The organism is Proteus columbae, from assembly GCF_002777965.1.
Classification (GTDB): Bacteria; Pseudomonadota; Gammaproteobacteria; order Enterobacterales; family Enterobacteriaceae; genus Proteus; species Proteus columbae.
Window position 1 is genome coordinate 21,043 of the sequence record NZ_NGVR01000022.1, and the last position, 11,979, is coordinate 33,021.

The 11,979-nt window shown below is 38.3% G+C and carries 11 protein-coding genes; 8 read left to right on the forward strand and 3 right to left on the reverse strand.

Annotated elements, in window-relative coordinates; translation table 11 throughout:
• Nucleotides 1-100: 100 nt before the first annotated feature.
• The gene (locus CBE70_RS10855; RefSeq protein WP_100159359.1) at nucleotides 101-943 is read right to left on the reverse strand and encodes a MurR/RpiR family transcriptional regulator; all 843 of its coding nucleotides are present in this window, start codon (nucleotides 941-943) and stop codon (nucleotides 101-103) included.
• A 351-nt stretch (nucleotides 944-1,294) separates the two neighbouring features.
• On the opposite strand from CBE70_RS10855, the gene zwf reads away from it, so the two are divergent.
• The 3 genes from zwf to mdtI all read left to right on the forward strand — a co-directional run bounded on the left by zwf (nucleotide 1,295) and on the right by mdtI (nucleotide 4,132).
• Nucleotides 1,295-2,770 carry a glucose-6-phosphate dehydrogenase gene (gene zwf, locus CBE70_RS10860; RefSeq protein ID WP_088495462.1) on the forward strand — a complete coding sequence of 492 codons (1,476 nt, stop codon included), beginning with the start codon at nucleotides 1,295-1,297 and terminating at the stop codon, nucleotides 2,768-2,770.
• A 586-nt stretch (nucleotides 2,771-3,356) separates the two neighbouring features.
• A complete protein-coding gene (mdtJ, locus tag CBE70_RS10865; protein WP_075671146.1) occupies nucleotides 3,357-3,797 on the forward strand; it encodes a multidrug/spermidine efflux SMR transporter subunit MdtJ in 441 nt (146 codons plus the stop codon).
• Between the two features lie 2 nt (nucleotides 3,798-3,799).
• A complete protein-coding gene (gene mdtI / locus CBE70_RS10870) occupies nucleotides 3,800-4,132 on the forward strand; it encodes a multidrug/spermidine efflux SMR transporter subunit MdtI (protein WP_023582084.1) in 333 nt (110 codons plus the stop codon).
• Nucleotides 4,133-4,273: 141 nt separating this feature from the next.
• On the opposite strand, the gene CBE70_RS10875 is transcribed toward mdtI, so the two are convergent.
• Nucleotides 4,274-4,618, reverse strand: coding sequence for a RidA family protein (locus CBE70_RS10875; RefSeq protein WP_100159360.1), 345 nt, complete (start codon nucleotides 4,616-4,618; stop codon nucleotides 4,274-4,276).
• An 85-nt stretch (nucleotides 4,619-4,703) separates the two neighbouring features.
• Between CBE70_RS10875 and CBE70_RS10880 the strand changes: the two genes are divergently transcribed.
• From CBE70_RS10880 to rnd, 5 genes are all read left to right on the forward strand, one after another.
• Nucleotides 4,704-6,647, forward strand: a complete 1,944-nt coding sequence (locus tag CBE70_RS10880; protein ID WP_100159361.1) for an ATP-dependent DNA helicase — start codon at nucleotides 4,704-4,706, stop codon at nucleotides 6,645-6,647.
• A gap of 92 nt (nucleotides 6,648-6,739) precedes the next feature.
• Nucleotides 6,740-7,441 (forward strand): tRNA (adenosine(37)-N6)-threonylcarbamoyltransferase complex dimerization subunit type 1 TsaB, encoded by a 702-nt coding sequence (tsaB, locus tag CBE70_RS10885; protein WP_100159362.1) that lies wholly within the window; start codon nucleotides 6,740-6,742, stop codon nucleotides 7,439-7,441.
• A gap of 92 nt (nucleotides 7,442-7,533) precedes the next feature.
• Entirely contained in the window at nucleotides 7,534-8,130 is a 597-nt protein-coding gene (locus CBE70_RS10890) for a Slp family lipoprotein (RefSeq protein ID WP_100159363.1), read from the forward strand.
• A gap of 301 nt (nucleotides 8,131-8,431) precedes the next feature.
• On the forward strand, nucleotides 8,432-10,120 hold the full coding sequence (gene fadD, locus CBE70_RS10895; RefSeq protein WP_100159364.1) for a long-chain-fatty-acid--CoA ligase FadD: 1,689 nt from the start codon (nucleotides 8,432-8,434) through the stop codon (nucleotides 10,118-10,120).
• 98 nt (nucleotides 10,121-10,218) lie between these two features.
• Nucleotides 10,219-11,337, forward strand: a complete 1,119-nt coding sequence (gene rnd, locus CBE70_RS10900) for a ribonuclease D (protein ID WP_100159365.1) — start codon at nucleotides 10,219-10,221, stop codon at nucleotides 11,335-11,337.
• Between the two features lie 372 nt (nucleotides 11,338-11,709).
• Here rnd and minE read toward each other — a convergent pair whose 3' ends face one another.
• Complete coding sequence (gene minE, locus CBE70_RS10905; RefSeq protein WP_023582089.1) at nucleotides 11,710-11,979, reverse strand: cell division topological specificity factor MinE; 270 nt, start codon at nucleotides 11,977-11,979, stop codon at nucleotides 11,710-11,712.

Consider the following 11,979-nt stretch of genomic DNA (forward strand, 5'->3'; position numbering starts at 1 on the left):
TGCGAGGTTAGCTCGCAGATATGCTACCATTTTTCAAAAACTTATCTAGTCAGTGGCACAATTGGAAGTGTGACAATACTAACAGAATAATTAAAAACGGTTACTTATCAAACCGTGAATCACGTAAAGCTTCTTTGACGCGCTTCAAGTTATCTCTGAATTTTGGTCCTCGGCGCAAAATAAATCCTGTTGCAAGCACATCAATAATAGTGAGTTGAGCAAGGCGAGAGATCATCGGCATGTAGATATCAGTATCTTCAGGTACATCAAGCAAGATGGGAAGGGTAGCTTCAGAGGCTAAAAGAGAGCCTGGAGTTGTAATGGCAATAACCGCTGCATCGTTTTCGCGTGCGATCTTGGCAATTTCCACTAAATTTTTAGTACGTCCTGTATGTGAAATAATAACGACCACATCACCATCAGTACTATTTATGCAACTCATACGTTGCATAACCACATCATCAAAATAAGTGATAGGAATATTAAAACGAGAAAACTTATTCATGGCATCATGAGCAACGGCTGCTGATGCACCTAAACCAAAAAAAGAGATTTTTTTAGCTTGCGTCAAAATATCAACTGCACGATTGATAGCTGCGATATCAATATTATTTTTAACGTTTTCAAGTCCCGCCATTGCGGATTCAAAAATTTTATTGGTATAAGAAGAGACAGTATCGGAATCATCAATATTACGATTTACATAAGGCGTGCCGTTGGCAATGCTTTGTGCTAATTGTAATTTGAAATCAGGAAATCCTTTTGTTGCCATACGTCGGCAAAATCGATTAACAGTCGGCTCACTGACATCAGAAGTTTTAGCCATTAAGGCAATACTTGAATGGATAACTGTTTGTGGCGCAGTTAAAACAGCCTCTGCGACTTTTTTTTCTGATTTACTCAAGATGTCCAGATTAGACTGAACCCTTTCCAATATATTCATTAAATATACAGATCCTTGGCTTTGCCAATTTCAATAAAAGGAGAAATCTATAACGGTTTTATGAAAATATACTACGCAAAGAACAAGGCTTGCAGTGTAAACCATCGGTAAACGGGGCTTTTTTCGTTAAAGTATGACGTGTGTCTAACTTTCAAAGCTGAAAACAAGAAACAAAACTGTTGTAAAGTTACAAGAAAGGATAAAACACTAGACATAAAATGAAGCATTATAATATGTGTGGTAAGTTAGAGACTAAAATGTGCAAGTGTATTTACTGAATACATCCAAAAGAGTACATTAATACAAAATTCTGTAACAAAATTACAAAATCTCATCATGAGGAGACGTTCTATGGCAGCGATATCGACTGCTCAGGCCTGTGATCTGGTTATCTTCGGTACGAAAGGGGATCTAGCACGCCGTAAGCTCATTCCATCATTATATCAATTGGAAAAAGCAGGATATATTCACCCTGACTCTCGCATTATTGGTGTCGGTCGTGCTGATTGGGATGTTGAAGCATATAAAAATGTCGCTCATGAAGCGTTAAAAACCTTTTTAAAAGAAGAAATTAACCCTGAAATTTGGCAACGTTTAAGTGATCGCTTAGATTTTTGTAATCTTGATGTTAATGAAACCGACCATTTCATTGAGTTATCAAAGCATCTAAAACAAGATAAATTACCGGCTATCTATTATTTCGCTATGCCACCAAGCACCTTTAGCGCGATGTGTCAGGGGTTAGGTCATGCGAAATTAAATAAAGAGCCTAATCGTGTCGTAATGGAAAAACCATTAGGGACAGATTTAGCGTCTTCTGTTTCTATTAACGATAGCGTGGCAAAATACTTTAAAGAGACTCAAATTTATCGTATCGACCACTATTTAGGTAAAGAAACCGTTTTAAACCTATTAGCACTGCGCTTTGCAAACTCACTATTTGTTAATAACTGGGACAATAAAACGATTGATCATGTCCAAATTACGGTTGCAGAAGAAGTGGGTATTGAAGGACGTTGGGGATACTTTGATCAAGCTGGTCAAATGCGTGATATGGTGCAAAATCACCTATTACAAATCCTGACTATGATTGCGATGTCACCGCCAGCTGACTTAACAGCTGACAGTATTCGTCAAGAAAAAGTGAAAGTTTTACGTTCATTACGCCGTATCGATAACACGAATATTCGCGAAAAAACAGTTCGTGGACAATATACAGGTGGCTTTGTACAAGGTAAAAAAGTACCCGGTTATCTTGATGAAGAAGGTGCCAATAAAACCAGCAATACAGAAACATTTGTGGCAATCCGCGCTGATATCGATAACTGGCGTTGGGCAGGTGTTCCATTCTATTTAAGAACAGGTAAACGCCTACCAAGTAAATGTTCAGAAGTTGTGGTGTATTTTAAAAAGCCTGCGTTGAATATTTTCAGCGAGACTTATCAAGAGTTACCACAAAATAAACTGACTATTCGTTTACAACCAGATGAAGGTATCGATATCGAAGTGCTAAACAAGGCACCGGGACTCGATCACAAACATCGTTTACAAACAACTAAGCTGGACTTGAGTTTCTCTGAAACATTCAACCAAACGCATTTAGCGGATGCTTATGAGCGTTTATTGTTAGAAGCTATGCGTGGCATTCAAGCGCTATTTGTGCGTCGTGACGAAGTGGAAGAAGCATGGAAATGGGTTGACTCAATTATCAATGCATGGGAATGCGATAATGAGCTACCTAAGCCATATCAAGCGGGTACATGGGGGCCCGTTGCTTCTGTTGCAATGATCACCCGTGATGGTCGTTCTTGGAATGAAATTGAATAATTGAATTTGATTGTTCATTCTAAAAAGAAAACACCCAGTTATGCTGGGTGTTTCTCTTTTCAGTAAATATTTTTAAGCATAATTACTTGCTAATAGATGAATAAAACCCATGCTAAAACGAAAATTGTTTCAATAACTATTCATAAAACCGATAAATCATGGTGTGATAAAAAATTAAAACTTAAACAAAACCAACCAATTAACTAAAAAATTTTCCTCAAAAGCATTGCTTTAAATAATTTGGCGTGATAGAAATATCATGTAACATTTAACCATCTTATATGAGGGTTCGGAGTATATCGTGCGGATGGTCTGTGCGATGAAAGAATAAATAATCATGACTAGCGCCAAAAGCGTCAAAGTTAAACGTTCTACCTATAAGTTATTCCTTTCTGCTATTTTATCCAGCGAACACTACTGGTGTGGCGCATTATAGAAATCTCTCATCTTAATTCCTGAGTTATCAGGAAACGACGTTGCCTTAACGTTCGGCTACTATTGCCGCCAGAAAGACTATCTACATATTCTCTATCTTCTGCGCAAGAAACGTTTCGGCGTATTTCAAATGTGTATGAGAGATGAAAAAATGATTTATTGGATATTTTTAGCATTAGCTATTGTTTGTGAAGTTATCGGTACTTTATCGATGAAGTACGCCAGTGTAAGCGGTGGTTACACCGGTATGATAGTTATGTGGTTAATGATTGCCACTTCCTATATCTTTTTAGCCATAGCCGTTAAAAAAGTGGCATTAGGTGTAGCATATGCACTGTGGGAAGGTATTGGAATTGTCATTATTACGACATTTAGCGTTCTGTGGTTTGGTGAATCACTCTCACCATTAAAATTAGGTGGTCTAGCAATGTTAATTGCAGGGATCACGCTTATAAAATCAGGTACTAAAAAATCGGCTGTTGCTAAGAAAACAACAGAATCGGTAAAAAGTATTGCTGGTAAAGCCAAGCACGTTGCCAGTGCTGTAAAAGGAGCGAATAAGCCAATTCCTGCCAATATCAAGGAGGCTTAATTATGTTAGCTCAATTTGAATGGTGGCATGGTGCGTTTCTAATACTTGCCGTAGTGCTTGAGATTGTCGCGAATATATTCTTAAAAATGTCTAACGGCTTTAGCCGAATGGGGTTAGGAATATTATCACTGTTTTGTGTATTAGGTGCCTTTAGTGCACTGGCAATGGCAGTCAAAGGGATAGAGCTTTCTGTTGCTTATGCTCTTTGGGGGGCATTCGGAATTATTGCAACTATCGCCGCCGGTTGGATTTTATTTAATCAGAGACTCAATTATAAAGGATGGGGTGGAATTATATTATTACTGGTTGGTATGGTAATGATTAAATTTGCCTAAATCTAATTAACTTAATAAATGAAAGCTTGATAAAACAAAAAATCTAATTATCACAGCAAGATAAGTGACATTAAAAAAGCTGAGTTCTCACGAATTCAGCTTTTTTTCATATCAATATAACAGGCTTATAAATATACCTATTTATATTGCCGCAATAATTTTAATTTCAACTTTATATTCAGGGTGCATTAATTGTGCTTGTACAGTACAACGCACTGGTGCGCTTCCTTTGGCAACCCATGCATCCCACGCTTTATTCATACCTTCAAAATCGGCTTTATCAGCTAAAAAAATTGTCGCATCAAGAATTTTAGTTTTATCAGAACTTACACGTTGTAACAAAACGTCAATTGCCGCTAATGTGTCTGCTGTTTGTTCAATAATATCGCCTGATAAATTTTCTGGCACTGCAGTGTAATAAATTGTGTCGTTATGAATAACGGCTTCAGACCAGCGATCTTCAGGGTCGATACGTTTAATTGTCATTATGAGTTCTCCTTTGTATTAACGGCATAGGTGGTACTTTTGGTTATCCACTGGCATAATTTACGTCTTATTTTATAAAAAGAGTATGCCTGTGTCAGACGATTTTGCAGAAAACGGGATTTTAACCCGAACGATTCCAGGATTTCATCCCCGTGAAGCTCAACGACAAATGGCGAAATCAATAACGGAAACTATTGATAAGCAAGGTGTACTTATCGCTGAAGCGGGTACAGGTACAGGAAAAACGTATGCTTATCTTGTGCCCGCATTGCGTTCAGGTAAAAAAACAATTATCTCAACAGGCTCTAAAGCCTTGCAAGATCAATTATATAGTCGAGATTTACCCACGATCATTGAAGCGATTAATTATGATGGTAATACGGCGTTATTAAAAGGGCGTTCTAACTATCTCTGTTTAGAACGACTTGATCAGCAAATGCTTAGTGGTGGTGATCTTGAAGCCGAAGTTTTGTCTGATGTAATGTATGTACGCCAATGGTCAACACAGACCGAAGATGGTGATGTGAGTCGTTGTCATAGTGTTGCAGAAGATAGCAGAGTTTGGCCTTTAGTCACAAGCACTAACGATAACTGTTTAGGAAGTGATTGCCCTCGCTATAAAGAGTGTTATGTTTTAAGCGCACGTAAAAAAGCAATGGATGCGGATATTGTGGTGGTTAATCACCATTTATTTATGGCAGATACTGTCGTTAAAGATACCGGTTTTGGTGAGCTAATTCCGGAAGCTGAAATTATGATCTTTGATGAAGCCCATCAAATTCCAGATATTGCTAGTCATTATTTTGGTCAACAACTTACCAGTAGACAGCTTTTTGATCTCGCCAGAGATATGACTGTGGCTTACCGCACAGAAGTTCGTGATCAAGTTCAGTTGCAAAAAAGTGCTGATAGATTAACGCAAATGGTGATGGATTTTCGCTTAGCGTTAGGTGATACGGGCTATCGAGGAAATTTACGAGAGCTATTGCAAGGTGGTGAAACAAAACGTTTTCTTACGTTACTGGATGATGCCTTAGAGCTGAGTTATGACGTAATGAAACTTTCGTTAGGGCGAAGTCAATTACTTGATAGTGCTTTTGAACGAGCCACAGTTTATCGCAATCGCTTAAAACGCCTGATTGATACCACAATTGCGGGTTATAGCTATTGGTTTGAAAGTTATGGTCGCCATTTCTTATTAGCTATCACGCCACTCTCTGTTGCGGATAAATTTCGCGAATTAATCAAAGCACATAAAAGCAGTTGGGTATTTACTTCTGCAACACTTTCTGTGAATGAGCAGATGTCTTATTACACAGATAGATTGGGCTTAGAAAATGCGACAACACTGATTTTAAACAGTCCGTTTGATTATCAACATCAGACATTACTCTGTGTGCCACGTTATTTACCACCATTAAATCAACCTTATACGGCGAAACGTTTAGCCACGATGTTAACGCCTGTTATTTTAAAGAACCAAGGTCGCTGTTTTTTCCTTTGTACATCACATGCCATGATGCGTGGACTTGCCGAAGAATTTAAAGCCAGTTTGCCATTACCTGTATTGATGCAAGGTGAAATGAGTAAAACGCAATTACTGCAAAAATTTGTCTCATCAGGAAATGCACTTTTAGTTGCGACCCAAAGTTTTTGGGAAGGTGTTGATGTGCGTGGTGATACATTGTCTTGTGTGATTATTGATAAACTACCTTTCACAGCACCTGATGATCCTTTATTAAGAGCGCGTATTGAAGATTGTGAGTTGCGAGGCGGAGATGCATTTAGAGATGTCCAAATTCCTGATGCTGTTATTAGTTTAAAACAAGGTGTCGGGCGATTAATTCGTGATGTACACGATTATGGTGCAATTATAGTTTGTGATGATAGGTTGGTTTCTCGTGCATATGGCGAGGTTTTTTTAAGTAGTTTGCCACCATCACCACGAACGCGTTCACTCGAAAAAACAATGAAATTTTTGAGCCAACGCGCGCAGCAGAATGAAATACAAAAAATATCGGATTCATAATAGCGATCGCACAGAATGTGTGTTTATTCTGTTGAACACTATTATGATATTATTCTTCCTCTTTTAATTATCTAATTTGCCGGAGTTATGGCGTGTCACTGCGAATTTTAGCAATTGATACTGCAACAGAATCTTGTTCAGTTGCAGTTTGGAATGAAGGCGTTGTTGCTTCACGTTTTGAAATCTCACCTCGTGAACATACACAAAAGATTTTACCTATGGTGAAAAGCGCTTTAGAAGAAGCAAACATCACATTGCAATCATTAGATGCACTTGCTTTTGGACGAGGCCCTGGAAGTTTTACCGGCGTTCGTATTGGTGTGGGTGTTGCTCAAGGTATTGCGTTAGGTGCCGAGTTACCAATGATTGGTATTTCATCACTTGCCACAATGGCTGAAGGTGTCTTTAGAACAACGGGTATTAAACAAGTTCTCGTGGCAATCGATGCCCGTATGGGTGAAATTTATTGCGCTCAATATCAGCGTAATGATGCAGGTACTTGGGTGGGGGAAGACACTGAAGCGGTGATGAAACCTGAACAGTTTATTGAAGCATTACAATCAACAACAGGAATATGGGCAATGGCTGGTACAGGCTGGCAAGCTTATCCTGATTTAAAAAAGGTGTTACCTTTCACTGTTGTTGAAACTGAAATTACACTTCCTGCTGCACAAGATATGTTACCCCTTGCTGTAACCGCTTGGCATGAAGGCAAAGCAACCAAAGTTGAAGACGCTGAGCCTGTGTATTTACGTAATGAAGTGACGTGGAAAAAATTACCCGGTCGTGAATAGATTTATGAGTATCTATTAGAAGCCTAAGAGTGAAGCTAAGCTATAATATTATTATAGAGTAACGTTAATATTGACTTGCAATGAGGTGGTTTATGAACAGACAATTAAACTACCGTTTGGTAAGCAAAGCGCTATTTCTATCTAGTGCTTTGTTTCTAGCGGGATGCGTCTCTATACCTGAATCAATCAAAGGTACATCAGCAACGCCTGTTACTGATTTAAATGGAGTTTTTGTTGCACCTGAGCTTTATATTGGCCAAGAAGGGCGTTTTGGTGGACGAGTGATTGATGTTAAAAACCTTCAATCATCAACACAGCTAGAAATTGCTGTTATGCCTCTTTCTCAATACGATGCTGCTCCCGAATTGCAACAGCCTTCTGTTGGGCGTCTCTATGCTAATGTTATGCATTTCTTAGATCCTACTGATTATAAAAATCAGTATGTAACAGTTGTGGGTACTATTAAAGGTGTTGAATCTGGCAAAGTTGGTGAGGCCAGTTATCCATTTTTACGTATTGATGTGACGGGTATGAAACGTTGGACGCTGACACAACAAGTCATTATGCCAGCACCTGTTATGACATGGGGATATTATGGAGATGGTCCCTATTGGGGTTATCACCATGGATATGGCGGTTACGGTGGATATCCATATGGAACTGGTCAGGTTGTGCCCGTTTTAGAATAAAAAATGGGTATTAAATCCCATGACGATATAATATTTCATCTCCATTTGTGTGAAACGGTGTATAATCAATATCTATAATATATTAGGTAACTATCTAATAGAGTTATTAAAGTTGAATAAAAATAAAAGAGAGGGCGGTTTTGACCGCCTTCTTTTTTGTTAATCTAAAAATAAAATATTTAGTGACACACTTCGCATCTTCACAACAGAAAATTGTTTGTGCTGGTAGGATGAGTTAATACTTTGTTAAAAATGAAACATAATATTAACCCAAGAAGTGCGATTAATCAGGAGTACTACTTTGGAAAAAGTCTGGCTTAAACGTTATCCGGCAGATGTTCCGGCTGAAATTGACCCGGACCGTTTTGCATCCCTTGCTGAGATGCTTGAAAACGCTGTCGCAAATTACGCAGATCAACCCGCCTTTATCAATATGGGCGAGGTCATGACTTATCGCAAACTTGAAGAGCGTAGCCGTGCTTTTGCAGCATACCTGCAAAATGGCTTAGGATTAAAAAAAGGTGATCGTGTTGCTTTAATGATGCCTAATTTACTGCAATATCCTATCGCGCTTTTCGGTATTCTTCGTGCAGGCATGGTTGTCGTAAACGTAAACCCACTTTACACACCAAGAGAACTTGAACATCAGTTAAATGACAGTGGTGCAAGTGCCATTGTAATAGTCTCTAACTTTGCTCATACGCTTGAAAAAATCGTATTTAATACCTGTATTAAACACGTTATTTTAACCCGAATGGGTGATCAGCTATCTCGTCCTAAAGCAACATTAGTCGATTTTGTTGTTAAATATATCAAACGATTAGTGCCCAAATATAATCTGCCTGATGCCATTTCATTCCGTAGAGCAATGCATTTTGGCTATCGTATGCAATATATCAAACCTGAAATTACAGGAAGTGACTTAGCCTTCTTACAATACACAGGGGGAACAACGGGAATTGCTAAAGGTGCAATGTTAACGCATCGCAATATGTTGGCAAACCTTGAGCAAGCAAAAGCGGCTTATGTACCAGCACTAAATGTAGGTAAAGAGCTGGTGGTTACAGCGTTACCGCTGTATCACGTTTTTGCTTTAACCGTAAACTGTCTGCTGTTTATTGAAATTGGTGGTAAAAATTTACTTATTACCAATCCTCGTGATGTGAAAGGTACAATTAAAGAACTAGGACGTTACCCTGTCACGGCAATTACTGGCGTAAATACTTTATTTAATGCTTGGTTACAAAATCCAGAATTCCGTCAGCTTGATTTCTCCAAACTAAACCTCTCTGTTGGCGGTGGCATGCCAGTTCAAAGTAGTGTTGCTAAAGAGTGGGAAGCGTTAACGGGTAAACATTTGTTAGAAGGTTATGGTTTGACTGAATGCTCTCCTTTAGTCACTGGTAACCCTTATAATCTGAAAAAATACAGTGGTAGTATTGGATTACCTGTACCTTCGACAGACGTTAAGTTTATGGATGATGAAGGTAACGAAGTTGACCGCACTGTAGGTGGTGAGATGTGGGTTCGTGGCCCTCAAGTAATGAAAGGTTATTGGAATCGCCCTGATGCAACGGATGAAGTCTTACACGATGGTTGGGTTGCAACCGGTGATATTGCCACAATGGATGATGAAGGTTTTATTCGTATAATTGATCGCAAAAAAGATATGATCTTAGTTTCAGGCTTTAATGTATACCCTAATGAAGTCGAAGAGGTTGTTTCGGCGCATCCTAAGGTTTTAGAATCAGCTGCAATTGGCGTACCGAGTAAAAACTCAGGTGAAACAGTTAAAGTTTTCATTGTGAAAAAAGATCCATCATTAACAGAAGATGAGATAAAAACACACTGTCGTCGTTACCTAACTGGTTATAAAGTACCTAAAATTATTGAGTTTCGCGATGAATTACCAAAATCGAATGTTGGTAAAATTTTACGCAGAGAGTTAAGAAATGAAGAAAAAGAGTTGAAAACCTCAACTGAATCTTGATACAACACTCAATAACCTTTTTCAATTTCGCCGGTTTATACCGGCGTTTTTGTGATTACACAAAAAGTCATTAGACATAAAAATAAGAGAAACCTGTTTTGAATTATCAATTGATTACGACAGACACTGCACTAGATACCGCCTGTAAAGCTGCTTCAGAAGCTTCACAAATTGCTTTAGATACAGAGTTTGTCCGCATACGTACCTATTACCCACATCTTGGTTTGATCCAGATGTATGACGGTAAGCAGATCTCTCTTATTGATCCGTTAGCAATTAAGGATTGGACTCCTTTTGTTGAGCTATTAACAAACCCAAGCATTATGAAGTTTCTCCATGCGGGAAGTGAAGATCTCGAAGTCTTTTCTCACCAGTTTGGCTGTGTTCCAACACCTATGATTGACACTCAAGTGATTGCTGCATTTTTAGGTCATCCCATCTCTTGTGGTTTTGCGACATTAGTTGAGAAATATGAGAATGTTGCACTAGATAAAAGTGAATCCCGAACAGATTGGTTAGCGCGTCCTCTAACTGAAAAACAGTGCCAATATGCTAGTGGTGATGTTTTCTATTTGCTACCTTTAGCTGAAAAATTAATTAAAGAAGCTGAAGAAGCAGGCTATATGTATGCCATCGCAGATGAATGCAACATGATTGCAGAGCGTCGCCAAGAAACGGTTGTACCAGAGCTTGCCTATCGTGATATTAGCAACGCATGGCAATTAAAAGGTCAGCAGTTAGCATGCTTACAAATGCTTGCTCAGTGGCGTTTAAATCAAGCTAAATCTCGTGATATGGCATTAAACTTCGTTGTAAGAGAAGAACATTTATGGTCTGTTGCACGTTATCTTCCTTCATCATTAGCAGAACTTGATGCATTGTCGCTTTCAGGTCAAGAGATCCGTTGCCATGGTCGTCGTTTGTTAGATTTTGTTGTTAAAGCAAAAGAAATTAAAGATGAAGATTGCCCAGAGCCTATTGGCAATTTAATTGAGCAACCAAATTACAAAAAAGCATTTAAAGCGATTAAAGCGGTTATTCAAGAAATTAGTGAAGATAAGCGCTATAACCCTGAATTGTTAGCTTCAAGAAGACAGATTAATCAATTATTGAGCATTCATTGGAAAATAAAAGAAGGGCAACCTGAATTGATTTCGCGCTGGCGTAAAGCATTATTAGAAGAGAAAGTGACAGAGATCCTTGCGCAATATCCATAGTCTTACTAATTGTTTATTTTCTAATCTCTAATACCCAAAACAAGATGGAATTGTAAGTTTAATAAATAAACAAAATAAAGAATGATAAATAGGAGTCTCTTTTGAGGCTCTTATTTTTTGCACACAAAAAACACCTAGAAAAGGTGAAGGCAATAAATAGGTTAAATAATTTATTAGTAAATATAGATGTTATTGCGAAATAACATGCCTCCTTTGACTTATCACCAATGATTAAAATAGCAACGAGATATAGCGCTATTTGCGCATTCAGGTGTTTTCAATATGTATATAATTAAACACAGAGCCAATCAAATTAATTATAGTTCATGGCTGGCTCTGTGAATAATGACTTAGATAAAGCGTAAATATGATTTACTTTGTAGGTTCTTCACTCTCAGGTAAAGTCACATTTAGCTCTAATACAGAGATATCATCACCTTTTTGTTCAAATTGAACAGAAAGCATCTCTGGATCTATCTGCACATATTTGCAGATGACACCCAATAAATCTCTTTTCATATCAGGTAAATAAGCTGGCTCGCTATCACCACGGCGGCGTTCTGCTACGATAATTTGTAGACGCTCCTTGGCAATATTAGCTGTCGACTTTTTACGCGACAGGAAAAAATCTAGTAAAGCCAT